General features: G+C 67.2%; 21 protein-coding genes. 9 read left to right on the forward strand and 12 right to left on the reverse strand.

The window, feature by feature from the left end; genetic code table 11:
• From VHA82_RS07475 to VHA82_RS07495, 5 genes are all read right to left on the reverse strand, one after another.
• Window positions 1-771, reverse strand: coding sequence for an ABC transporter ATP-binding protein (locus tag VHA82_RS07475; RefSeq protein WP_325542044.1), 771 nt, complete (start codon window positions 769-771; stop codon window positions 1-3).
• Window positions 768-2105: a branched-chain amino acid ABC transporter permease gene (locus VHA82_RS07480; RefSeq protein WP_325542208.1), complete on the reverse strand. Its 1338-nt coding sequence runs from the start codon at window positions 2103-2105 to the stop codon at window positions 768-770. Before VHA82_RS07480 ends, VHA82_RS07475 begins: the two co-directional genes overlap by 4 nt.
• A 73-nt stretch (window positions 2106-2178) precedes the next feature.
• Entirely contained in the window at window positions 2179-3126 is a 948-nt protein-coding gene (locus VHA82_RS07485) for a branched-chain amino acid ABC transporter permease (protein ID WP_325542046.1), read from the reverse strand.
• A gap of 136 nt (window positions 3127-3262) precedes the next feature.
• Window positions 3263-4522, reverse strand: a complete 1260-nt coding sequence (locus VHA82_RS07490) for a branched-chain amino acid ABC transporter substrate-binding protein (RefSeq protein ID WP_325542048.1) — start codon at window positions 4520-4522, stop codon at window positions 3263-3265.
• A 152-nt stretch (window positions 4523-4674) separates the two neighbouring features.
• Complete coding sequence (locus VHA82_RS07495; protein WP_325542050.1) at window positions 4675-6303, reverse strand: 3-(methylthio)propionyl-CoA ligase; 1629 nt, start codon at window positions 6301-6303, stop codon at window positions 4675-4677.
• 213 nt (window positions 6304-6516) lie between these two features.
• Between VHA82_RS07495 and VHA82_RS07500 the strand changes: the two genes are divergently transcribed.
• Window positions 6517-6753: a hypothetical protein gene (locus VHA82_RS07500; protein ID WP_325542052.1), complete on the forward strand. Its 237-nt coding sequence runs from the start codon at window positions 6517-6519 to the stop codon at window positions 6751-6753.
• A gap of 130 nt (window positions 6754-6883) precedes the next feature.
• Here VHA82_RS07500 and VHA82_RS07505 read toward each other — a convergent pair whose 3' ends face one another.
• The 4 genes from VHA82_RS07505 to VHA82_RS07520 are packed head-to-tail and all read right to left on the reverse strand — an operon-like array spanning window position 6884 to window position 11064.
• On the reverse strand, window positions 6884-8614 hold the full coding sequence (locus tag VHA82_RS07505; RefSeq protein ID WP_325542054.1) for an alpha/beta fold hydrolase: 1731 nt from the start codon (window positions 8612-8614) through the stop codon (window positions 6884-6886).
• A 4-nt stretch (window positions 8615-8618) separates the two neighbouring features.
• The gene (locus VHA82_RS07510; protein ID WP_325542056.1) at window positions 8619-9077 is read right to left on the reverse strand and encodes a MaoC family dehydratase; all 459 of its coding nucleotides are present in this window, start codon (window positions 9075-9077) and stop codon (window positions 8619-8621) included.
• Complete coding sequence (gene phaZ, locus VHA82_RS07515) at window positions 9065-9892, reverse strand: poly(3-hydroxyalkanoate) depolymerase (RefSeq protein WP_325542058.1); 828 nt, start codon at window positions 9890-9892, stop codon at window positions 9065-9067. The genes VHA82_RS07510 and phaZ overlap by 13 nt, the downstream gene beginning before the upstream one ends.
• 11 nt (window positions 9893-9903) lie before the next feature.
• Window positions 9904-11064, reverse strand: a complete 1161-nt coding sequence (locus VHA82_RS07520; RefSeq protein WP_325542060.1) for an ABC transporter substrate-binding protein — start codon at window positions 11062-11064, stop codon at window positions 9904-9906.
• Between the two features lie 152 nt (window positions 11065-11216).
• On the opposite strand from VHA82_RS07520, the gene VHA82_RS07525 reads away from it, so the two are divergent.
• The 6 genes from VHA82_RS07525 to VHA82_RS07550 are packed head-to-tail and all read left to right on the forward strand — an operon-like array spanning window position 11217 to window position 15570.
• Complete coding sequence (locus VHA82_RS07525) at window positions 11217-11954, forward strand: Crp/Fnr family transcriptional regulator (RefSeq protein WP_325542062.1); 738 nt, start codon at window positions 11217-11219, stop codon at window positions 11952-11954.
• 49 nt (window positions 11955-12003) lie between these two features.
• Window positions 12004-13515 (forward strand): protein adenylyltransferase SelO, encoded by a 1512-nt coding sequence (locus VHA82_RS07530; RefSeq protein ID WP_325542065.1) that lies wholly within the window; start codon window positions 12004-12006, stop codon window positions 13513-13515.
• Entirely contained in the window at window positions 13512-13928 is a 417-nt protein-coding gene (msrB, locus tag VHA82_RS07535; protein WP_325542067.1) for a peptide-methionine (R)-S-oxide reductase MsrB, read from the forward strand. The genes VHA82_RS07530 and msrB overlap by 4 nt, the downstream gene beginning before the upstream one ends.
• The gene (locus tag VHA82_RS07540) at window positions 13929-14471 is read left to right on the forward strand and encodes a septation protein A (protein ID WP_325542069.1); all 543 of its coding nucleotides are present in this window, start codon (window positions 13929-13931) and stop codon (window positions 14469-14471) included.
• Between the two features lie 10 nt (window positions 14472-14481).
• Window positions 14482-14748, forward strand: coding sequence for a BolA family protein (locus VHA82_RS07545; protein WP_325542071.1), 267 nt, complete (start codon window positions 14482-14484; stop codon window positions 14746-14748).
• A gap of 42 nt (window positions 14749-14790) precedes the next feature.
• The gene (locus VHA82_RS07550; RefSeq protein ID WP_325542073.1) at window positions 14791-15570 is read left to right on the forward strand and encodes a peptidylprolyl isomerase; all 780 of its coding nucleotides are present in this window, start codon (window positions 14791-14793) and stop codon (window positions 15568-15570) included.
• A gap of 84 nt (window positions 15571-15654) precedes the next feature.
• Here VHA82_RS07550 and VHA82_RS07555 read toward each other — a convergent pair whose 3' ends face one another.
• The 3 genes from VHA82_RS07555 to purL all read right to left on the reverse strand — a co-directional run bounded on the left by VHA82_RS07555 (window position 15655) and on the right by purL (window position 21014).
• Complete coding sequence (locus VHA82_RS07555) at window positions 15655-16404, reverse strand: heparan-alpha-glucosaminide N-acetyltransferase (RefSeq protein WP_325542210.1); 750 nt, start codon at window positions 16402-16404, stop codon at window positions 15655-15657.
• Between the two features lie 29 nt (window positions 16405-16433).
• The gene (locus tag VHA82_RS07560) at window positions 16434-16808 is read right to left on the reverse strand and encodes a response regulator (RefSeq protein WP_325542075.1); all 375 of its coding nucleotides are present in this window, start codon (window positions 16806-16808) and stop codon (window positions 16434-16436) included.
• A gap of 84 nt (window positions 16809-16892) precedes the next feature.
• Entirely contained in the window at window positions 16893-21014 is a 4122-nt protein-coding gene (gene purL, locus VHA82_RS07565; RefSeq protein ID WP_325542077.1) for a phosphoribosylformylglycinamidine synthase, read from the reverse strand.
• Between the two features lie 86 nt (window positions 21015-21100).
• Between purL and map the strand changes: the two genes are divergently transcribed.
• Together map and VHA82_RS07575 are read left to right on the forward strand one after the other, a co-directional pair.
• Window positions 21101-21904, forward strand: coding sequence for a type I methionyl aminopeptidase (gene map, locus VHA82_RS07570; protein WP_325542079.1), 804 nt, complete (start codon window positions 21101-21103; stop codon window positions 21902-21904).
• Window positions 21904-24522, forward strand: coding sequence for a [protein-PII] uridylyltransferase (locus tag VHA82_RS07575; RefSeq protein WP_325542081.1), 2619 nt, complete (start codon window positions 21904-21906; stop codon window positions 24520-24522). The genes map and VHA82_RS07575 overlap by 1 nt, the downstream gene beginning before the upstream one ends.
• The last annotated feature ends 33 nt before the right edge of the window (window positions 24523-24555 follow it).

A 24555-nucleotide genomic window follows, 5' to 3' on the forward strand; every position in this document is an offset into this window, starting at 1 on the left:
TCAGTGCGCTCCTTCCTGCTCGGCCGCGATCGCGGAGCCCAGGTACGCCTCCTGCACCTTCTGGTTGGCGCGCACCTTCTCCGGTGTGTCGTACGCGATGATCTCGCCGTACACGACCACCGCGATCTTGTCCGCGAGCCCGAACACCACGCCCATGTCGTGCTCCACCGTGAGCAGCGTCTTGCCCACGGTCACTTCCTTGATGAGGTCGATGAAGCGCCGCGTCTCCGCGCGGCTCATCCCCGCCGTCGGTTCGTCCAGCAGGATCACGCCCGCGCCGCCCGCGATCGTGATGCCGACTTCGAGCGCGCGCTGCTCCGCGTAAGTGAGGTTCATCGCGAGCACGTCGCGCTTCCTGTCCATGCGGATCATCTGCAGCAGTTGCTCCGCACGCTCGTTCGCGTCGTGCAGGTTCGCAAGGAAGTGCCAGAAGCTGTACTTGTAGCCGAGGCTCCAGAGCACACCGCAGCGCAGGTTCTCGAACACCGACAGCTTGGGGAAGATGTTGGTGATCTGGAAGCTGCGCGACAGGCCGAGCCGGTTGATCTCGAACGGGCGTTTGCCGTCGATGCGCCCGCCGTTCAGCAGCACCTCGCCGCTCGTGGGCGCGAAGCGGCCCGAGATGAGATTGAAAAGCGTCGACTTGCCCGCGCCGTTGGGCCCGATCACCGCCACGCGCTCGCCCTGCTCCACCGCAAGCGTCGCGCCGCGGATGATCTCGGTCTTGCCGAAGGACTTGCGCAGATTTCTCAGTTCGAGTGCCGCGCTCACAGGCTTTCCCTTCGCTTGAGTTCCTTTTCGATGTCGGCCTGGATGCCGCCCCACTGCCGCGCGAAGTGGCGGCGCGTGAGCTCGAAGAGCGCGACGCCGGTGAGCGTGACGAACACCGCGCCGAACCATGCGTCGGCACCCTTCGCGTTCAGCATCGCGCCCATGAACTTCATCCGCGGCCCGAGCGCCGCATTCAGCTGCAGGTGGTACACCATCTCGATCATGCAGGCCGCGCCGAGCAGCACCACCGCAGCGGTGGCGAAGAGCGCGAGATAGCTCACCCACAGCTCGCGCAGCCGCCCGAACGAGGCGACGCGCAGGTTCATCATGATGAGGCTCGCGAAGCCGCCGGGCGCATACATCACCATGAAAAGGAAGATGAGGCCGAGGTACAGCAGCCACGCCTTGGTGAGTTCCGACAGCAGCACGAACGCGAGCACCAGCAGCACGCCGCCGATCACCGGGCCGAAGAAGAACGTCGCGCCCCCGAGGAAGGTGAAGAGCAGGTAGGCGCCCGAACGCGCGCCGCTCACCACTTCGGACGTGACGATCTCGAAGTTGAGCGCGGCGAGGCCGCCCGAGATGCCCGCGAAGAAAGCGGCGATGATGAACGCGAAGTAGCGCACCTTCTGCGTGTCGTAGCCCACGAATTCCACGCGTTCCGGGTTGTCGCGCACGGCGTTGAGCATCCGCCCGAGCGGCGTGCGCGTGAAGGCGAACATGAGCGCCGTGCACACGAACGTGTAGAGCGCGATCAGGTAGTAGAGCTGGATCTGCGGACCGAAGGTGATGCCGAACGGCCGCGAGCCCGTCACGCGGTTGCCGCTGATGCCGCCCTCGCCGCCGAAGAACTCGGGAAACATGAGCGACATCGCGAACACGAGCTCGCCGATGCCGAGCGTGATCATCGCGAACGGCGTGGCGGCCTTCTTCGTCGTGACGTAGCCGAAGACCACCGCGAAGACCATGCCCGCGAGGCCGCCCACGAGCGGCAGCAGGCTCACGGGCAGGTGCAGCTTGCCCTGGGTCACCAGGTTCAGCGCGTGGATCGCGAAGAAGGCGCCGAGCCCCGAATACACCGCATGACCGAAGCTGAGCATGCCGCCCTGGCCGAGCAGCATGTTGTAGGAAAGGCAGACGATGATCGCCACGCCCATCTGCGAGAGCATTGTGTGCGAGAGGCTGCTCGTGAAGACCATCGGCGCCGCGATCAGGATCGCGGCGAAGAGGCCCCAGACGAGCCAGCGCCCCACGTTGATGGGCTTGAATTCGTAGTAGGCACCGCTTCGCGTCGCAGCTGGGATGCGCCCGCTGCGCGCCCCGGGCAGCGCCATGGGCACGCCGACGCGGCGGTTCTCGCGTTCGGCTTCGGAGCCGGGTTCCAGGTCGGAAAGCGTCGTCGTCATCTCAACCCTCGCGCGTGCCCATGAGGCCCTTCGGCCGGAAGATCAGCATGAGCACGAGGAACATGTAGGGCAGGATCGGCGCGATCTGGCTCACCTTCAGTTTCCACACGGCGTAGCCGAACGTCTCCGGCGACACCTGCAGGCCGATCGCCTGCGCAGCGTTCATGAGCGCGACGTCCACGCCCACCGCGAAGGTCTGGATGATCCCGATCGCGAGCGACGCGATGAACGCGCCGGCGAGCGAGCCCATTCCGCCCACGACCACCACCACGAAGATGACGGGGCCCACCGCGGCCGCCATGCCGGGCTCCGTCACGAATGCGTTGCCGCCGATCACGCCCGCGAGTCCCGCGAGCGCGCAGCCACCGCCGAAGACGCCCATGAAGACGAGCGGCACGTTGTGGCCGAGGGCTTCCACCGTTTCGGGATGCGTGAGCGCCGCCTGGATCACGAGGCCGACGCGCGTGCGCGTGAGCAGCAGCCAGATCGCCACCAGCATCAGCATCGCCACCAGCATCATGAACGCGCGGTAGGCGGGAAACGCCGTGCCGTACACGTGAAAGAGCGCGCCCGACAACGCGGCGGGCACGCGGTAGTCCGCCGAGCTCGTGCCCCACACGAGCTGCACCATCTCGAGCACGATGAAGGACAGCCCGAAGGTGATGAGCAGTTCGGGCACGTGGCCGAACTTGTGCACGCGCCTCAGGCAGAACTTCTCGAAGAGCGCGCCGAGCACGCCCACCACCACCGGCGCCACGACCAGCGCCGGCCAGTAGCCCACGAGCTGCGAGGTGGTGAAGGCGAAGTAGGCGCCGAGCATGTAGAAGCTCGCGTGCGCGAAGTTCAGCACGCCCATCATGCTGAAGATGAGGGTGAGCCCCGAACTCAGCATGAACAGCAGCAGCCCGTAGCTGATGCCGTTCAGGAGCGAAATGGTGAAGAATTCCATGCGTCGTCTTCCACGGCTTGCCCCGACTTGTCGGTCCCGAAAAAAAGCCCGTTCACCCCCGGCGAACGGGCTTCGTCCTGCGCCGGGCCGTACGGGCTTCGTCCCGCACGCGCCCGAACGGTTCCCTTCGCGCGCCTCAGCCCGCCGCCGCCGGCCGCTTCATCTGGCAGCTGGTGGGCGTGCTCGACACGTACGGGTCCATCTGCTTCACCGGCACGAAGGTGTAGCCGGTCTTCTCGACGCTGTACTCGCCCTTCTTCGCCTTTTGCCACTTGGTGATGAACATCGTCTGCTGCAGCTGGTGATCCGAGGCGCGCATCTTCACTTCGCCCGCGAAGCTCTTGACCGAAAGGTCCTCCATCGCGCGCGCCACCTTCACGGGGTCGGTCGACTTCGCCTTGGCCATCGCCGCGGCGAGAAGCTGGATGCCGTTGTAGGTGGCGTAGGTGTAGTAGTCGTCGTCGAACTTCTTGAAGAAGTCCTGAGCGATCTGCCCGAGTTCCCCGGTGTGGTTCGCGTGCCCGTAGGCCACCACGTACACCTCGCTGTCGCCGCCCGCCGCGAGCGCGGTGGGCGTGCCCGTCACGCCCGCGTAGTACGTGTACATCGGGATCTTCAGGCCGGCGTCGTTCATCGCCTTCACGAGCAGCGTGAGGTCCTGGCCCCAGTTGCCGGTGAGCACCGTGTCCGCCCCCGAGGCCTTGATCTTCGCCACGTAAGGCGCGAAGTCCTTCACCTGCCCGATCGGGTGCAGCTCGTCGCCCACGATCTGGATGTCGGGGCGCTTTCTTTTGATCGCGTCCTTGAAGTACTTGGAGACCTGCTGCCCGTGCGAATAGTTCTGGCCGATGATGTAGACCTTCTTCACCTTCGGCTGGTCCTTCATGAAGGACGTGAGGGCCTCCATCTTCATGGACGTGTCGGCGTCCAGGCGGAAGTGCCAGAAGCTGCAGCCGGGCGCGCCTTCCTTCTCCGGCGCGTTGGTGAGCGCCGGGTCCACGGCGGCGTAGTTGATGTAGACGAGCTCGCGGCCGGGGTTGCGCTCGTTGTACTTGTTCACCGCATCGAGAATGGCCCACGCCGCGCCCGAGCCGTTGCCCTGCGTGATGTAGCGAAAGCCCTGGTCGGCGGCGGCCTTCAGGGTGTTCAGGCTTTCCTGCGGCGAGCCCTTGTTGTCGAAGCCCACGACCTCGAACTTCACGCCCGCCGGGTTCTTGCCCGAGAAGCGGTCCGCGATGAACTGCCAGCTCTTCAGCTGGTTTTGCCCCACGTTCGCGAACGGACCCGAGAGCGGGTCCATGAACGCGATGCGAACGGTCTCGCCCTTCTGGGCGTAGGCGGTGCCGGCAACGGCGAGGACGGCGGCTGCCGCGAGTGCTTGGAATGCGATCTTCATGGACGGTCTCCTTGTGCTTTCGACGCAGCGAGCAGGGTACAAGCGATTGTGCAGCGCAGCGGTCAGGGATTGCACCTAACCGGCCGCGGCGCCGATCACCTGCGCGACGCAAGGCAGGGCCTCGCGGCAAAGCTCGCGGCAAGGCTCGAAGGTCAGGCGGCGGGCAGCCGATAGTCCTTCAGCTGTTCCCGCAGGCGCGTCTTCAGCATCTTGCCCGTCGCCCCGAGCGGGATCGCGTCCACGAACACCACGTCGTCCGGGATCTGCCACTTGGCGATCTTGCCTTCGTAAAACCGCAACAACTCCTCCTTCGTGACTTCGGCGCCCGGGCGCTTCACGACCACGACGATCGGCCGCTCGTCCCACTTCGGGTGGCGCATGCCCACGCACGCGGCCATCTGGATCGCCGGATGGCCCATCGCGATGTTCTCGATGTCGATCGAGCTGATCCACTCGCCGCCGGACTTGATCACGTCCTTGCTGCGGTCGGTGATCTGCATGTAGCCGTCGGGGTCGATGGTCGCGACGTCGCCGGTGGGGAACCACCCGTTCACGAGCGGGTCTCCGCCCTCGCCCTTGAAGTATTCGCGCACGATCCACGGCCCCTTCACGTACAGGTCGCCGTAGGCCTTGCCGTCCCACGGCTGCTCCCGGCCCTCGCCGTCCACGATCTTCAGGTCCACCCCGTAGACGGCGCGGCCCTGCTTCAGGCGGATCTTCATGCGCTCCTCGGGCGAGAGCGCGAGGTGCTTGTTCTTCAGCGTGCAGAGGGTGCCGAGCGGGCTCATCTCCGTCATGCCCCACGCGTGCAGCACCTCGACGCCGTAGTCGTCCTGGAACGCGTTGATCATCGCGGGCGGGCAGGCCGAGCCGCCGATCACCGTGCGCTTCAGCGTCGAGAATCGCAGGTTCCCCGGCTTCATGTGGCCGAGCAGCATCTGCCACACCGTCGGCACGCCCGCGGCGAACGTGACCTTCTCGCTTTCCAGCAGTTCGTAGACCGACTTGCCGTCGAGCGACGCGCCGGGGAACACGAGCTTGCAGCCCGTGAGCGCGGCCGAATACGGAATGCCCCACGCGTTCACGTGGAACATGGGCACGACCGGCAGCACCGAATCGCGCGCGGAGAGGCACATCACGTCCGGCAGCGCGGCGCCGTAGGCGTGCAGCAGCGTGGAGCGGTGGCTGTAGAGCGCGGCTTTCGGGTGTCCCGTGGTGCCGCTCGTGTAGCACATGCTCGACGCCGTGTTCTCGTCGAAGTCGGGCCACGCGTATTCGGTGGGCTGGCCGCCCATCCACTGCTCGTAGCTCACGAGGTTGGGAATGCCCGTGTCCGCGGGGAGCCGGTCGGCGTCGCAGAGCGCGACGTACTGCTTGATGGTCGTGCACTTCGCGTGGACCGCCTGCACGAGCGGCAGGAAGGTCATGTCGAAGCAGAGCACCTGGTCTTCCGCGTGGTTCGCGATCCAGGCGATCTGGTCGGGGTGCAGCCGGGGGTTGATCGTGTGCAGCACGCGCCCGGAGCCGCTCACGCCGAAGTAGAGCTCCAGGTGGCGGTAGCCGTTCCACGCGAGCGTCGCGACGCGGTCGGAGAAGAGGAGCTTCATCTGGTCGAGCGCGTGCGCGACCTGCCGGGCGCGGCGCGCGACGTCGCGCCAGGTGTAGCGGTGGATGTCGCCCTCGACCCGGCGCGAGACGATCTCGCCGTCGCCGTGATGGCGTTCGGCGTGCACGATCAGCGACGAGATCAGCAGGGGTTGGCTTTGCATCAAGCCGAGCATGGGAGAACTCCTCGATTCATGGGCGTGGTCCTCGATCGTAGTTCGCAGGCGATGGTTCGAAAAGGGGGATTGCGAAGGTGGCATGCCCGCACTGTGCATGCGCGGATGGCCCCGCTCAACACCTGTCGCCCGGGCGACGAGCCGTGTCCGCCTTGCGACACGCTTTGCATCCGGCCGCAAAGGCGACCAGATTCGCGGGCAGAAGCGCAATCGATGAAGGAGACAGACATGATGGCCGATTGCTACTACCGCGCGACCGCGAAGGCCCGCCTGCCAGGTACGACCGAGCAGATTCAGGCGCGTTCGCTGTACCTCTACGACGTCCTGATGCTGTGCCTGCGCGGCGCGTGGGAAAAGGAGCTGCGTCAGTTCATGCCGCCCGTGTCGCTGTGCGCGAGCGTCAGTTCGCTGCTCGAAATGGGGCTCATCGAAGAGAGCAACCCCTCTTGAGGAGGAGATTCGGAGCCGGCCGGGCGCAGCCGCAAGAGGCGCCGGCCGGAGCGGGGATCGCCGCGAGGCGCCCCACCCTGCCTCCTTGCCTTCTTGCCTTCTTGCCTCTTTGTCTTTTGCGCCGCGCGCCTCAGCGCTCCATCACGTAGGTCCCGGGCGCGGCCGCAAGCGGCTTGTACTTCCGCGATCCGAGCCGCCCGGGCGCCGGCACGAGCGCCAGCGAATGCCGCTGTATCCATTCACGCCAGTGCGGCCACCAGCTGCCTTCCTCGCGCCTCGCGCCCGCCTGCCAGGCGTCGGCATCGGCGCGGGCCGCCCGGCCCGAGAAGAACCACGACCCGGAACCTCCCGGGGGGTTGATCAGGCACTGCAGGTGACCCGCGTTGGCCAGGACGAACTCGGTCTTCGGCCCGAACATGCGCGCCGTCCTGTAGCACCCGCGCCACGGCGTGATGTGATCCGAGCTGCCGGCCACCACATAGGCGCCGATCTTCACCTTCGACAGGTCGATCGCTTCGCCCGCGACGGCAAGCGTGCCGGGGTTGGCGTACGGGTTGTGCTCGATGAGCCCGAGCAAGTCGCAGTGGAAGCGGCCCGGCAGGTTCGTCGTGTCGCTGTTCCAGGCGAGGATGTCGTGCGCGGGCGGGTCGTTGCCCATCAGGTAGTTGTTCACCCAGTAGTTCCAGATCAGATCGTTCGGCCTCAGCCACGCGAAGAGGGCGGCCATCTCCGGCCCGCGCACGAGGCCGCGGCGGCGCGACCGCGCCTGCGCGGCGCGGATCGCCGCCGGCGTGTTGAACATGCCGAGCGCACCGCCTTCGAGCGCGTCGCGCGTGTCGAGGATGCAGACCGCCCACGTGACGTTCGCCACCTTGTGCAGGCCCTTGGCCGCGAGCCAGCCGAGGTAGGCCGCGAGCGTCATGCCGCCGGAACACGACCCCCACATGTTCACGTCCCGGCTGCCCGTGATGCGGCGCGTGGCTTCCACCGCGGCGTCGATGGCCGCCACGTAGTCGTCCAGGCCCCAGCGCCCGTGCTGTACCTGCGGATTGCGCCAGCTGATCACGAAGAACTGGACTCCACTGTCCACCGCCCACTTCGCGAGACTCTTCTGCGGCGTGAGGTCGATGCAATAGAACTTGTTCACCTGCGGCGGCGCCATGAGAAGCGGCCGCGCATGCACGCGCGGCGTGGAGGGCGCGTACTGGATGAGCTCGAACATCTCCGTGCGCAGCACGACCTGGCCCGGCGTCGTGGCGATGTTCACGCCCACCTCGAACGGCGCGCGGTCCACCTGCGACGGCAGGCCGTCGTTGTGGCGCAGATCGTGGACGAGGTGCTTCATGCCTCGCACGAGGCTCAGCCCGCCGGTGTCGAACGCCCGGCGGATGGCGCCCGGGTTGCCGGCGAGCCAGTTCGACGGCGCGACGGCGTCGGCCCAGAGTCCCGCGAAGAATTGCGCGCGGCTCTTGTTGCGCGGGTCGATGCCGCTTTCCTCGATCGCGGCGGCAAGGCTCTTGCGCGTGGCGAGATGAGCCTGCAGGAGCCGCCGGAAGTACGGGTGGCTGCGCCATGCGGCGTCGGTGAAGCGGCGGTCCTTCGGGTCCGGCGCGAGGTCGGACTTGCCGGCGGCCACTTGCTGCAGCTCGCGCAGGCACTCGGCGAGCCGCTGTCCGCTCGACTTCGGCGAAGCGGCGATGGCCCGCGCCATCGCCACGGCCGCATCGAGCGTGTCGCGCCGCCTCGCGCCGAGCAGCGGGTTGTAGGCGAGCGTGTTCTCCACCGCGGCGCCGACGAGCTCGGTCATCTCGAGGGCGGCACGCTTCACGCGCGCCGGAAGCGGATGTTTCGCGTCACCCATGGCGTCACTCCGTGAGGTAGGCGAGCTGGACGGCGACGAGGGCCGGCCTGGATTCCCCTTCGATCTCGATCGTGTGCTCGGTCGTGAGCAGGTGGCGCCCCTCGCCCTTTTCCTCGAGCGCGAGCAGCTTGATGTGGTTGCGCACGCGCTTGCCCGCGCGCACCGGAGCGAGGAAGCGAACCTTCTCCAGGCCGTAGTTCACAACCTGCCGCACCGCGAGCTTCCACGCGATCATCTCGAAGAACGTCGGCGCCACCAGCGAGAGCGTGAGAAAGCCGTGCGCGACGGTCGATCCGAACGGGCTCTCGCGACGGGCGCGGTCGCGGTCGCAGTGGATCCACTGGCCGTCGCCCGTGCAGCGAGCGAATTCGTCGATGCGCGGCTGATCGATCGTGATCCAGGCGGAGGTGCCGAGACTGGCGCCGATCCGGCCGGCCAGCGAGGAAGGGGTCAGAAGCTCCATGATGCATCCGGTTGATTGAGGAACTCGTCGATCGCCCGCGCGCTTTCCTCGGCGCGGGTGAGCAAGAAGAGGTGGCCGCAGTCCACGACGCGCAGCTCGCTCCTCGGGATGAGCGCACCCAGCAGATGGGCGTTGGCGAGCGGCACGAGCGGATCGTCGCGGCCGTGCATCACGAGCGTCGGCTGCTCGAGGCGATGCAGCCAGTACGCGCTGGTCCAGCCCCAGACGGCGATGAGCTGCAGGTAGTAGCCGAGGCGCGACTGCCATCGCACGTGGCGCAGCACGTGCGCCACGAGGTCGGGGCGGCTGCGGAAATCGCCGCCGTAGAGGTCGCCCGCGACTTCCCGGGCATAGGCCTCGTCCATGTAGCGCCGCGGTGTCAGCATCTTGCGCAGCACCCTCGGATGGGCCGGCAGCATCGCCGCGCCCGCGGATGTGGCGCAAAGCACGAGGCGGCGGCAGCGCGGTGCGTGGCTGCGCGCGAACTGCTGCGCCGCCGCGCCGCCCCAGGAGACGCCCAGCGCGTCGCAGTCCGCGTGGCCCAGCCGGTCGAGCACGCGCGCCGCGAGGCGCGCGACGGTCGAAAGACGATAGGGAAAGCGCGGCAGAAGGGAGTGGCCCACGCCGGGGACGTCGAACGTTACGATCTCGCGGCCGGCCAGGCGCTGCGCGAACGGCGCCAGCATCTCGATGTTGGCGCCGATGCCGTTGAAAAGCAGGAGCGGGCGGCCGCCGCCGCGTTGCCGCCCGACGCGCAGCACCTGCCCGTCCACGTCCATCATCTGCGTTTCGAAATCTGAACTGCTGAGCGGCACTCCTGGATTCCCTATTTGTTGAAGCGGCCGTCGGGCGTGATGATGGTGAGTTCGACGAAGTGCGATGCCTGGTGGTTGTCCTTGCTGAAGCCCACGTCGAATCCGCCCAGGTCGACGTTCCTCATGCCCTCGGCGGCGACGACGAGCCCCGCGCGCGTGGGGTTCTTGCCGGCGCGGCGGATCGCCTCGCCGAGCGTCTTGGCGTTGATGTAGCTTTCGAAGCTCACGAAGGAATACTGCTTCTGCCCGATCTCGTTCATCGCCGAGCGGTATTCGTTCGCGAGCGGGTTCGCGAGGCTCCAGGGGAAGGGCACCACCGAGGCCACCACGACACCGGCGCCGTCCGTGCCGAGGGCCTTGATGCTCGCCTGCGCGCCCATCACCGACAGCGTGTAGAACTGCATGCCCCGGCGCGCCTTGTTGTAGGTCTTGATGAATTCGAAGGTGGGCTTGCCGGCCGTGATCATGATGACCGCCTCCGGCGTGGTCCTGTTCAGCGCCGCGACGGCCGCCCGCGCGTCCGACGCATCGGTCTGGATCGAGGCGGACGAATGAATCGTGAGACCGCGCTTCGCCATGGCCGCCTGCACGTTCGCGAGGCCCTCCTTGCCGAAGGCGTTGGCCTGCCACACGACCGACAGCCGCCGAATGCCCACCGTGCTCAGGTGCTGCACCAGCTTTTCGATCTCGTCCTTGTAGCCGGCACGGATGTTGAAGACGCCCGGCAGCGCGGGCTCGCGCATCATCTGCGCGCCGGTGAAGGGCGAAAAGAGCGGCACGCCGGTCTTCTCCACCATCGGCAGGATCGCGGCGCTGTTGGGTGTGCCCATGATGTTGAAGAGGCAGAACACCTGGTCCTCGCCCAGCATCTGCTCGACGTTCTTCACGGTGTTGTCGGCCTTGTAGCCGTCGTCGAGCGTCACGACCCTGATCCTGCGGCCGTTGATGCCGCCCTTCGCGTTGACGGAATCGAAGTACGCCCGCGCCCCGTTGGCGATATCCTGGCCGAGCTCGCCGAGCGGGCCGGTGAGGCCGAGGGACTGGCCCACGACGATTTCCTTGTCGCCCACGCCTGATTCGAGGGTGCGCGCCCCGGCCGAACCGAGTGCGAGCGCCAGGCCCGGGGCCAGAACGAGCGCCGCGAAGGCGCGGTGAATGCGCGAGAGAGTCATGCTTGTCTCCTGGAGTTGTGCGTCCCAGTCTCGTTGTCGCCATTGACAACCGCAAACCTTGTCGCTAAACAGACATGAGCTGTCGCGCAGACGACAGTCGCAGCCGGCGTGCCGACGAAATCTGTCGGGAGCCGGACGCACGAGGAGAAGTCATGGCTTTGCTTTCCACGCCGTTTCCGGGCATGTCGATGCTGTTTCGCGATCCCACCCGGCCGGCGGTGCAGTTCCTCGCGATGCAGCCCTGGTTCTCGCAGCTGTCACCGGAACTTCAGCAGACCGTCGCCGATGCGGTCTTCACCATTCCCGGCACCAAAGGCGACGTGCTGCTGCGTGCCGGGGAGGAAGTCGACGGCTGGTATGCCGTGCTCACCGGGCTCGTGAAGCTGCAAAGCCAGTTTGGCCATCGCCGCCAGGGCTTTCTGGGCATCCCCGGCGGCGAGTGGTTCGGCGAAGGCTCGGCGATGAAGAAGGAGCCGCGCCGCTACGACGCGATCGCGCTGCGCGACACCGAGCTCATGTGCCTGCCGCGCGCGCTGTTCGACGAGCTGCGCGAAACGAGCATCCCCTTCAACCACACGCTCACCGACTGCCTGAACATGCGCCTCGGCCAGGCGATGGCCATCATCGAGACGATGCGCCTGCGCACGCCCGACCAGCGCGTGGCGATGTACCTCGGCCGCACGCTCTGGCACGGCTCGCGCAGGATGAGCCTGTCGCAGGAGGAGCTCGGCATCATCGCCGGTCTCTCGCGCCAGACGGTCAACGGCGTGCTCAAGGACTTCGAGACGAAAGGCCTCGTGTCGCTCGAGTTCGGGCGCATCGACATCCGCGACGAAGCGGGACTCGCCCAACTCGTCTGGGGGACGCCGAACCCACCCGGCAAGCCCTGAACCCGCACGCCGCCACGGCCATCCCGAAGCGCGGACAATCGGGTGGATGATGCAAGCGCCCCAAGCCGCTCCCGAGGCGGTCGCCGCGACCGGCGAGCCGACGCTCCCGTGGCGCCACAGCCTGGCCGGGCTGGGCCCTGCCTTCTACACGGAGCTCGAGCCCACGCCCCTGCCCTCGCCTTACCTCGTGTCGGCCAACCGGCCGCTCGCGCGCGCGCTCGGGCTCGACCCGCAATGGATCGCGTCGCCGCAAGGCGTGAATGCCTTCACCGGCAACTCGCGCCTGCTCGGCACGCGGCCGCTTGCGAGCGTCTACAGCGGCCACCAGTTCGGCGTGTGGGCCGGCCAGCTCGGCGACGGCCGCGCGATCCTGCTCGGCGAACTCGATTCGGCCGAAGGGCCGCAGGAACTGCAGCTGAAAGGCAGCGGCCTCACGCCCTATTCGCGCATGGGCGACGGGCGCGCGGTGCTGCGCTCGAGCATCCGCGAATACCTCTGCTCCGAGGCGATGCATGCGCTCGGCATCCCGACCACGCGATCGCTCGTCGTGACAGGCTCCGACCAGTCGGTGCGGCGCGAGGAAATCGAATCCGCGGCGGTCGTGACGCGCGTGGCCCCGAGCTTCATCCGCTTCGGCCACTTCGAGCACTTCTTCGCGGCCGGCCGGCATGTGGAACTGCGCAAGCTCGCCGACTACGTGGTCGACCGGTTCTACCCCGAGTGCCGCGGCACGGAGCCATTCGCGGGCAACGCCTATGCGGCACTGCTCGCGCGGGTCGGCGAGCGCACGGCGGCGCTCGTCGCGCAGTGGCAGGCCGTGGGGTTTTGCCACGGCGTGATGAACACGGACAACATGAGCATCCTGGGCCTCACGATCGACTACGGCCCCTTCCAGTTCCTCGACGGCTTCGATCCCGCCCACATCTGCAATCACAGCGACGAGACCGGCCGCTACGCGTTCAACCGCCAGCCGAACGTGGCCTTCTGGAATCTCTTCTGTCTCGCACAGGCGCTCATGCCCCTCATCGAGGACCAGGACCTCGCGCTCGCCGCGCTCGAGCCCTACAAGACGATCTTTCCGCGCGAGCTCGAACGCCGCATGCGCGACAAGCTCGGCATTTCCGGGATTGGCGAAGGCGAAGCCCCGGCTGACCGCGAGCTGATCGAAACGATCCTGCAGCTGATGGCCAAGGAGCGCGTCGACTACCCGATCTTCTGGCGCAGGCTGTCGCGATTCGTCGCGGGCGAGCCGGCCGAGACGGTGCGCGATCTTTTCCTCGAGCGTGAAAGTTTCGACGCGTGGCTCCGACAATACGAGGCGCGGCTGCCCGCCGACCGGGGCGCCGCGGCGTCCGCGATGCTCGCCACCAATCCGAAATACGTGCTGCGCAACCACCTCGCCGAACTCGCGATCCGGCAGGCGAAACTCGAGGACTTTTCCGGAGTCGAAACCCTGCTCGGCCTTGTGCAGTCGCCGTTCGAAGAACACCCCGCGCACGAGGACATGGCCGGCTTTCCGCCCGACTGGGCACACCACATCGAAATCAGCTGCTCGTCATGAACAACGACTTTCCCGTGAAAAAGAGCGAGGCCGAATGGAAGGCCGTGCTCGCCGAAAAGGGCGCCGAGCGCGGCGCCTTCGAAGTCACTCGCCACGCCGCGACCGAACGCCCCTTCACCGGCAAGTACGAAGCGTTCTGGCAGGACGGCAGCTACCACTGCATCTGCTGCGGCGCGAAGCTCTTCGACTCCGCGACCAAGTTCGACGCGGGCTGCGGCTGGCCGAGCTTCGACCGGGCGGTGCCCGGCGCGATCAAGGAAATCCGCGACACGAGCCACGGCATGATCCGCACCGAGACGGTCTGCGCGAATTGCGGCGCGCATCTGGGCCACCTGTTCGACGACGGCCCCACGCCTTCGGGCCTGCGCTACTGCATGAATTCCGCCTCGCTCGAATTCGATCCGAAATCCTGAATGAAACTGCTCTTCGACTTCCTGCCCGGCGTCGTCTTTCTGGCCGCGCTCTTTCTCTTCGACATCTACGTGGCCACTGCGGCCATCATGGCGGCCATGATGCTGCAAGTCGCGGTGCTCCTCGCGCTCAGGAAGAAAGTGAGCGGCATGCTCTGGTTCACGCTGGGCATCGTCCTCATCTTCGGCGGCGCCACGCTGCTGCTGCGCGACGCGACCTTCATCAAGTGGAAGCCGACGGTGATCTACTGGATGTTCTGCGTGATGCTGCTGGCCGGCCCCGCGCTCGGCAAGAACTTCATCCGCACGCTGCTTGCCGAACACATGACGCTGCCCGAGCCGGTGTGGAGCTCGCTGAACCTCGCGTGGGCCGTGTTCCTGGCGCTCCTGGGTGTGCTCAACCTCTTCGTTGCCTACAACTTCTCCGAACACGTCTGGGGACTTTTCAAGGTGTTCGGGATGACGGCGCTCATCGTGCTCTTTTCGGTCGGGCAGGCGGTGTACGTGAGCCGGTTCGAGCAGGGCGCGGAAAAGTCCGAGCCATGAGGTCGCGGCCTTGAAAACGGGCATCACGGCCGCCGCGCTCGATGCGCGCCTGCGGGAACTCCTTTGCCCGAGCGCGCTCGAAGTGCTGGATGAAAGCTGGCAGCACGCGGGCCACGCGGGTGCGGACGGCACGGGCTTCGGCACGCACTTCCGGGTGCGGATCGCCTCCCCTCTCTTCGAGGGAAAGCCCCGGGTCGTTCGTCACCGGCTTGTGTATGATGCGCTGCAGGAATTCATCGACCGCGGGCTGCACGCCCTCGCGATCGAGACACTCTGAAACCCATTCAGGCCCTTTGCGTTCCTTCCTCCGGAAATTCCCATGAAGAAAGCCCTCCTCGCCGCCGCGGCGGCGGCCGCCCTCGGCATCGCGTTGCCCGCCTTCGCGCAGAACGTCGCCATCGTCAACGGCAAGCCCGTGCCCAAGACACGGGTGGACATGCTCGCGACCCAGCTCGCCAAGGCCGGCCGGCCCGTCTCGCCCGAAATGCAGGGCCAGCTCAAGGATGAAGTGATCGCGCGCGAGATCTTCATGCAGGAAGCGCAAAAGCGCGGCCTCGACGCGAGCGACGACTACAAGGCGCAGATGGAGCTCGCGCGCCAGACGATCCTCATTCGCGAACTCTTCGCCGACTACCAGAAGGCCAACCCGGTGACCGACGCGGACGTGAAGGCCGAGTACGACAGGTTCGTCGCGGCCAATTCGGGCAAGGAGTATCGCGCGCGCCACATCCTCGTGGAAAACGAGGACCAGGCGAAGAAGATCATCGCCGACATCAAGAAGGGCGCGAAGTTCGAGGACATCGCGAAGAAGCAGTCGAAGGACCCGGGGTCCGGCGCGAATGGCGGCGATCTCGACTGGGCGAGCGCCAGCAGCTACGTGCCCGAGTTCTCGCAGGCGATGGTGAAGCTCGGCAAGGGCCAGATGACGCAGGAGCCGGTGAAGAGCCAGTTCGGCTGGCACATCATCCGCGTGGACGACGTGCGCGATGCGCAGCTGCCCAAGCTCGATCAGGTGAAGCCGCAGATCGCGCAGAAGCTGCAGCAGGAAAAGCTCGCGAAGTTCCAGCAGGAGCTGCGCGAGAAGGCGAAGATCGAGTGATTGCGATCGCGTGACGTCCCACGTCGCATGCCCCTCACCCCGGCCTTCTCGCCGAAGGGGAGAGGGAGAACAGCCGTCCCGGACCTACTTCAACGCCGTCATCACGCCGATCATCACCGGCTGGTGAAGCATGTACCAGGTGAGGCTCCACGTGCCGAGCCACGATAGCGGCCCGGTCCACGCCGGCAGCCGCGCGCGCAACCATTGCGCGCGATGCGAGAGCAGCCACTGCCCCGCCACCACGCCCCACCACATCACGCCCAGCCACGGAAAAAGCGGCACGTAGTCTTCGGTGACTGGAAGCTGCCCGACCCAGCCGATCCAGCTGAAGGCTCGCCCATCGAGAAAAGCGAGCGCGGGAAATTGCGGATGCAGCCAGGCGGCGACGAACTTGCTCGCGACCGCGACCGCGCCCGCAAGCCACAGCCACCGCCCCCACCCCGCCGTCAGCCGGACCACGATCAGCATCGCCGCGATCCCGTGCAGCACGCCGAAAAAAATGAAGCTGCGCGGGAACATCCAGAGCGACCCGGCCGTGACGAGCAGCGCGCAGCCGGCGACCTGCGCCCAGCGCTTCCAGAATCGCCGCCAGCTCTGCCCCTGCTGGACCGCGACGGCCTGGCCGAGCCCCGCGCAGAAGAGAAAGAGGCTCACGATCAGCGCACGCTGAACCGTCCACAGCGGGTCGCGATAGAAATCCTGGTGTATCCAGCCGAAGTGGTTGAGATCGAACGAGAAGTGATACGCGGTCATCCAGACGATGGCCACGCCGCGCAGGGCGTCGATCGAGTCGTAGCGCGCGCCGCCCCCGCGCGTCCCGACGCCGGCCGCCATGGCCGTGGACCGCGTCACGGGACGCGGCCCTACTCTGGATTGGCGCGCTGAGAGAACATCTCCAGCTCCGCCAGCAACGCCTTGTAGCGCAGCGGCTTTTCCACGTAGCCGTCGCAGCCGGCCGCGAGGAAACGCTCCTTGTCGCCTTTCATCGCGAGCGCGGTCAACGCGATGACCGGAATCGTCCGCGTCTGCGCGTCGGCCTTCAGGATTCGCGTCGCCGCCTCGCCGTCCATGTCGGGCAGCAGCATGTCCATGAGGATCAGGTCGGGTCCCTCGGAGCGCGCGATCGCGATGCCCGAATCGGCCGTCTCCGCTTTCAGCACCGTATGCCCCGCCGACTCCAGCACGATCGCGCAGAGGGTCATGTTGGTCGGCGAATCCTCGATCACCAGAACGCGCATGAGAGCGGCCTCTTGGGGTTGGTGTCCTTCATCGTGCGAGCTGATGAGTCTGGAAGGGTGAGCGCATCGATGCTAACGCAGTTTTCAGCCAACCCACCTGCGCGCGTTGTGCCAGATCCGCATCCAGGGGCTCGGCTCGCTCCTGTCGAGCGGCGTCCACGACATCTGCACATTTCGAAACACACGCTCGGGGTGGGGCATGAGCGCCGTGAAGCGTCCGTCGGGCGTCGTCACGGCCGTGAGGCCGCCTGCGCTGCCGTTCGGATTGAACGGGTAGCGCTCGGTGGCTTGCCCGTGGTTGTCGACGAAGCGCATCGCGGGGATCACGCGGGCCGCGTCGCCGCGATGGGTGAAGTTCGCATAGCCCTCGCCGTGCGCCACCGCGATCGGCACGCACCAGCCTTCCATGCCGGCGAAAAAGAGGCTGGGCGAAGGCAGCACCTCGACCATCGACAGGCGCGCTTCGAAGCGTTCGCTGCGATTGGTGGTGAACCGCGGCCAGGCTTCGGCGCCGGGGATGATGCCGGCGAGCTCCGCGAACATCTGGCAGCCGTTGCACACGCCCAGGCCGAACGTGCCCGATCGCGCGAAGAACGACTGGAACTGCTGCGAGACGACGGGGTTGAAAGTGATGCTGCGCGCCCAGCCGACGCCCGCGCCGAGCGTGTCGCCGTAGCTGAAGCCGCCGCAGGCGACGATGCCCTGGAAGTCGGCGAGCGAGACGCGCCTCGCTTGCAGATCGGTCATGTGGACGTCGTACGCGTCGAAGCCGGCTTCGGTGAAGCACCAGGCCATTTCGACGTGCGAGTTGACGCCTTGCTCGCGCAGGATGGCGACCTTCGGGCGCGAGAGCTGGAGCGCGGGCCCCCTCGCCCCAACCCGACCCCTCGCATCGCTCTCCCCCGAGGGGAGAGGAAGCAGCGAGCCGCTCCCTCTCCCGCTTGCGGGAGAGGGCTGGGGTGAGGGCTGGGGCAGATGCACATGCAACCCCGGATCCTCCGTCTCCCCCGCCGCCGCATGCTCGCTATCCGCGCATTCGGGGTTGTCGCGTTCCCGGCAGATCTTCCAGCTCACGCTGTCCCACACCTGGTGCAGGTCCGCGAGCTTCGCGGCGAAGACCGGTTTCGTGTCGCGCCACACCTGCACTTCGCCATTGCGGGCCGTCTTTCCGATGGCATGGCTGTGCTTCGAAAGACCGTGCTCGCGCAGAACCTGCATCACGGCGTCGCGCTCGTCCGTGCGCACCTGCAGCACCACGCCGAGTTCCTCGCTGAAGAGCGCCTTCAGCGTGAGCTCCTCGCGCCGCGCACTCACCTGGCCGGCCCAGTTCTTCGCGTCGCCGTATTCGGCGCGGCTGTCGCCGATGCCGTCGCCTTCGGTCACCAGCATGTCGACGTTGAGCGCGATGCCCACGTGCCCCGCGAAGGCCATCTCGCACGCCGCGGCGAAGAGGCCGCCATCGCTGCGGTCGTGGTAGGCGAGGATGCGGCCTTGCGAGCGCAGCGCGTTCACTGCGTTCACGAGGTTCACGAGATCGCGCGGATCGTCCAGGTCCGGCACGTCGCCGCCCGCTTGCGCGAGCGTCTGCGCGAGGATGCTTGCGCCCATGCGATGGCGGCCCTTGCCGAGATCGACGAGGATGAGCGACGTGTCGCCTTCCCTCGCGAGTTGGGGGGTGAGCGTGCCGCGCACGTTGTCGAGGGTCGCGAAGGCGCTCACGATGAGGCTGACGGGCGAAGTCACCTTGCCGCCTTCCCATTGCGTGCGCATCGAAAGACTGTCCTTGCCGACGGGGATCGACACGCCAAGCGCAGGGCACAGCGCCATGCCGACGGCCTTCACGGTCTCGTAGAGCGCGGCGTCCTCGCCGGCCTCGCCGCACGCGGCCATCCAGTTGGCCGAGAGCTTCACGCGTTCGAGTGCGATCGGCGCGGCAAGGAGGTTGGTGATTGCCTCGGCGACCGCCATGCGGCCCGAAGCCGGTGCGTCGACCGAGGCGAGCGGCGTGCGTTCGCCCATGCTCATGGCTTCGCCCGCGAAGCCGCTGAAGTCCGCGAGGGTGACGGCGCAATCGGCGACAGGGATTTGCCATGGACCGACCATCTGGTCGCGATGGGAAAGGCCGCCGACGGTGCGGTCGCCGATGGTGACGAGGAAACGCTTGGAGGCGACCGTGGGGTGGCCGAGGACCTGGATCGCGGCGTCTTGGAGGTTGACGCCGTCGAGGTGAAGGGGGGGGACTTCGCGAGGGAGGGACGCGACGTCGCGATGCATGCGAGGGGGTTTGCCGAGGAGGACCTCGAGGGGGAGGTTGACGGGGGTGTCGCCGCTCGTGCCCCTCACCCCCGCCCGACCCCTCGCTTCGCTCTCCCCCGAGGGGAGAGGGAGCAAGGCAGAACTCCCTCTCCCCTCTGGGGAGAGGGTGGGGGTGAGGGGCACCGCGAGCCCGTCACCCACGACAAGCTCACGATCCTCAGTCGCCACCCCCACCACCGCGAACGGACACCGCTCCCGCTCGCACCACCCCGCGAACCGCTCCAGCCCCTGCGGCCCAATCGCCAGCACATACCTTTCCTGGCTCTCGTTGCACCAGATCTCCTTCGGCGCCAGCCCCGACTCCTCCAGCGGAATCCTGCTCAGATCGAACCGCGCCCCGCGCCCCGCATCGTTCACCAGTTCCGGAAACGCGTTCGACAACCCGCCCGCCCCCACGTCATGGATCGCGAGAATCGGATTGGCCTCGCCCGCGGCCCAGCAATGGTTGATCACCTCCTGCGCGCGCCGCTGGATTTCCGGGTTGCCGCGCTGCACCGAATCGAAATCGAGCTCGGCCGCATTGGTCCCCGTGGCCATCGAACTCGCGGCCCCGCCGCCCATGCCGATGCGCATCCCCGGCCCGCCCAGCTGCACGAGCAGCGTCCCGGCGGGAAACTCGATCTTCTTCGTGAGCCTCGCGTCGATGTTGCCCACCCCGCCCGCGATCATGATCGGCTTGTGATAGCCGCGTTTCACGCCCGCCACTTCCTGCTCGTATTCGCGGAAGTAACCAAGCAGGTTCGGCCGGCCGAATTCGTTGTTGAAGGCCGCCCCGCCGAGCGGGCCTTCGATCATGATCTGCAATGGACTCGCGATGTGTTCGGGCTTGCCGAACCGCCCGCCCCACAGCTTCGACACCGAAAAGCCCGTGAGCCCCGCCTTGGGCCTCGCGCCGCGGCCGGTCGCGCCTTCGTCGCGAATCTCTCCGCCCGCCCCGGTCGAAGCGCCGGGGAAGGGCGAGATCGCGGTCGGATGGTTGTGCGTCTCCACCTTCATCAGCACGTGATGCGTGGCCGCCGTCTTCGCGTACTTGCCTTCTTCGTCGGGCACGAAACGCTCCGCGCGGTAGCCTTCCATCACCGCCGCGTTGTCCGCGTAGGCGATCACCGTGTGCCCCGGCTCGCGCTCGTGCGTGTGGCGGATCATGCCGAAGAGGCTCCTGTCCTGCGCGACGCCGTCGATCGTGAAGTCCGCGTTGAAGATCTTGTGGCGGCAGTGTTCGCTGTTGGCCTGCGCGAACATCATGAGTTCCACGTCGGTCGGGTTGCGGCCGAGCTTGCGGAAGTTCTCGACGAGGTAGTCGATCTCGTCGTCCGCGAGCGCGAGGCCGAACCGCACATTGGCCGCGGCGAGCGCGGCGCGGCCACCGGCCAGCACGTCCACGTGCTCCAGCGGCTGCGGCGCGAGCTCGGTGAAGAGCCGCGACGCGCCATCGCGCGACGGCATCGCGCTTTCGGTCATCCTGTCGTGCAAGAGCGCCGCGACCGCATGAAACGCCGCATCATCCATCCTCGCCGCGCCGAGCGGCCACCGCGCCTTCTGCGCGATCCGGTATTCGACGATGCGCTCGATGCGCTTCACGGCGATGCCGCAGTTGTGCGCGATGTCGGTGGCCTTCGAAGCCCAGGGCGACACCGTGCCCAGGCGCGGCGTGACGACGACGAGCGGCCCCGCCGAAGGCCCGTCATAGGCCTCTCCGTAGGTCAGCAGCGCCGCGAGCCGCGTCACTTCGCCGGGGTCGGGTGCGTGGGCGAAGGCCGCGAGATGGACGTAGCGCGCGGCGATGCCGTCGATGCCGGAGTCGAGCGCCTTCAGGCGGGCGACGAGTTGCTGGGTTCGGAAGTCGCCGAGGGCATTGCCGCCCTCGAACTCTGTGATGTGGAGGGACACTAGCCGGCCTCGAGAGTAGGCCCAGGATTTTACCGGGCATGCGCGGATGCACGCGGGAAGGCGTCCCCGGTGGGATAATTCGACCCATGAGCATCACCTACAAGGACACCGCCGGCATCCAGGGCATGCGCGTGGCCGGGCGGCTCGCCTCCGAGGTGCTCGACTACCTCACGCCGCTCATCAAGCCGGGCCTCACCACGCGCGAAATCGACCGGCTCGCCGCGGAGTACATGAAAAAGCAGGGCACGACTTCGGCCACGCTCGGCTACCAGCCCGCGGGCTATCCGCCCTACCCCGCGTCGCTGTGCACGTCGGTGAACAACGTCGTGTGCCACGGCATCCCGAACGACAAGCCGCTCAAGAAGGGCGACATCGTCAACGTCGACGTCACAGTGATCAAGGACGGCTGGTTCGGCGACACGAGCCGGATGTTCATGGTGGGCGAAGTCTCCATCGCCGCGAAGCGCCTCGTGAACGTCACGTACGAAGCGATGTGGCACGGCATCGTGCGCGTGAAGCCCGGCGTGCGCCTGGGCGACATCGGCTGGGAAATCCAGAAATTCGCCGAAAGCCAGGGCTTTTCGGTGGTGCGCGAATTCTGCGGGCACGGCATCGGGCGCAACTTCCACGAAGAGCCGCAGGTGCTGCACTACGGCAAGCCCGGCACGCTCGAGGAACTCGTGCCCGGCATGACCTTCACGATCGAGCCGATGATCAACGCGGGCCGGCGCGAGGTGAAGGAATTCGGCAACGACGGCTGGACCATCGTGACGAAGGACCACTCGCTCTCCGCGCAATGGGAGCACACGGTGCTCGTCACCGAGACCGGCTACGAAGTGATGACGCTTTCGGCCGCGAGCCCGCCGCCGCCCGCGTTCGTGAAGGGATGATGCTTCAGGCGGCGGATGCGGGCGTCGCATGCGCGGCGCAGGCGTTGCGCGACGACTACCGGACCCGCAAGGACGCCGTGCTCGCCACGCTGCGAGGCAAGGGCGGCTCCACGCGCGGCATCCACACACTGCTGCAGCGGCTCGCCGCGCTCGCCGACGACGCGCTCGGGCAGCTCTGGTCGCGCTCGGGGCTGCCCGCGTCGATCGCGCTCGTGGCGGTCGGCGGGTATGGACGCGGCGAACTCTTTCCCCATTCGGACATCGATGTCCTCGTGCTCCTGCCCGACGGCGTGTCGGCCGACCACGACGCCGAGCTGAAGCGCGGGCTCGAAGCTTTCATCGGCGGCTGCTGGGACGCGGGGCTGGAAATCGGCTCGAGCGTGCGCACGGTCGGCGAATGCGTGTCGCTCGCGCAGGGCGACGTCACGGTGCGGACTTCGCTCCTCGAGGCGCGTCTCCTCGCGGGAGACCGAAAGCTCTTCACGGAGTTCCAGCAGCGCTTCGCCCCCACCGTCGATCCGCAAGCCTTCTTCGTGGCGAAGACGCTCGAGATGCGCCAGCGCCACAACAAGTTCGAGAACACGCCCTACTCGCTGGAGCCCAACTGCAAGGAGTCTCCCGGGGGCCTGCGCGACCTGCAGGTGATCCTCTGGGTCGCGCGAGCCGCGGGTCTGGGCAAGAGCTGGGACGAACTCGCGCGACGCGGTCTCGCGACGCCGCTCGAAGCGCGCCAGATCAAGCGCAACGAAGCGCTGCTCTCGCTCATCCGGGCGCGGCTGCACGTGATCGCGAAGCGCAGGGAAGACCGGCTCGTGTTCGACCTGCAGACGGCGGTGGCGGAATCGTTCGGCTACACGAACACCGTGAAGCCGAACGGCCGCATCGTCGCGCGGGCGAGCGAGGCGCTCATGAAGCGGTTCTACTGGGCCGCGAAGGCCGTGGCGCAGCTGAACCAGATCCTGCTGCTGAACATCGAAGAAAGGCTCAACCCGACCGCGCACGCGCCGCGGCCGATCAACGAACGCTTTCACGAGAAGGCGGGGATGATCGATGTGGCGAGCGACGACCTGTACCGGCGAGAGCCGCACGCGATCCTCGAAACCTTTTTGCTCTTTCAGACGACGGTGGGCGTGAGGGGGCTTTCGGCACGGACGCTGCGCGCGCTCTACAACGCGCGCGACATCATGGATGCGAAGTTCCGCGCCGATCCCGCGAACCACGCGACCTTCCGCGCGATCCTCATGCAGCCGTACGGCATCACCCATGCGATGCGGCTCATGAACCAGACCTCCGTGCTCGGGCGCTACCTGTGGGTCTTTCGCCGCATCGTGGGGCAGATGCAGCACGACCTCTTCCACGTCTACACGGTGGACCAGCACATCCTCATGGTGCTGCGCAACGTGCGGCGCTTCTTCATCGCGGAGCACGCGCACGAGTATCCCTTCTGCTCGCAGCTCGCGGCCGGCTGGGACAAGCCGTGGATCCTTTGCGTCGCCGCGCTCTTCCACGACATCGCCAAGGGTCGCGGCGGCGATCATTCGCAGCTCGGCGCGAAGGAAGTGCGGCGCTTCTGCCGGGACCACGGCATCGAAGGCGACGACTGCGAGCTGATCGAATTCCTCGTGCGCGAGCACCTCGCGATGAGCCATACGGCGCAGAAGGCGGACCTGGGCGACCCCGAGGTGATCGGCGATTTCGCGCGGCGCGTGGGCAACGAGCGGCGGCTCACGGCGCTTTACCTGCTCACCGTCGCCGACATCCGCGGCACGAGCCCGAAGGTGTGGAACGCGTGGAAGGGCAAGCTCCTGGAGGACCTCTACCGCTACACGCTGCGCGTGCTGGGCGGCCGCGCGCCCGACCCCGACGCCGAAGTGGAGGCGCGCAAGCGCGAAGCGCTGGTGCAGCTGCAGCTCTTCGCGCTGCCGTTCCAGGCGCACAAGAAACTGTGGGACACGCTGGACGTGGGCTACTTCATGCGGCACGAGGCCGGCGACATCGCCTGGCATACGCGCCACATCTCGCGCCACGTGGGCACGGGCGCCACCATCGTGCGCGCGCGGCTCTCGCCGGCCGGCGAGGGATTGCAGGTGGTGGTGTACACGCCCGACCAGCCCGATCTCTTCGCGCGCATCTGCGGCTACTTCGACCAGGCGGGGTTCTCGATCCTCGATGCGAAGATCCACACGACGAGCAACGGCTACGCGCTCGACACCTTCCAGGCGGTCACGAGCATGATGCCCGACCACTACCGCGAGCTGATCAGCATGGTGGAGTCGGAGCTGGCCCACACCATCCAGCAGGCAGGGCCGCTGCCCGCGCCCAGCCGCGGGCGCGTGTCGCGCCGGGTGAAGAGCTTTCCCATTGCGCCGCGCATCGATCTGCGGCCCGACGAGAAAGCGCAGCGCTGGGTGCTATCGATTTCGGCGAGCGACCGCATCGGCCTGCTCTATTCGGTCGCGCGCGTGCTCGCGCGGCACAAGGTGAACCTGCAGCTCGCCAAAGTCACGACGCTCGGCGAGCGGGTGGAGGACACCTTTCTCGTCGATGGGGCGGAGCTTCAGCAGAACAGGAAGCAGATCGAGATCGAGACGGAGCTGCTCGAGGCGCTCGGGGCTTGAGGCGACTATCATCCCGTGCAAGATCGGCGAAGC

The organism is Ramlibacter sp. (genome assembly GCF_035548915.1).
GTDB lineage: Bacteria > Pseudomonadota > Gammaproteobacteria > Burkholderiales > Burkholderiaceae_C > Ramlibacter.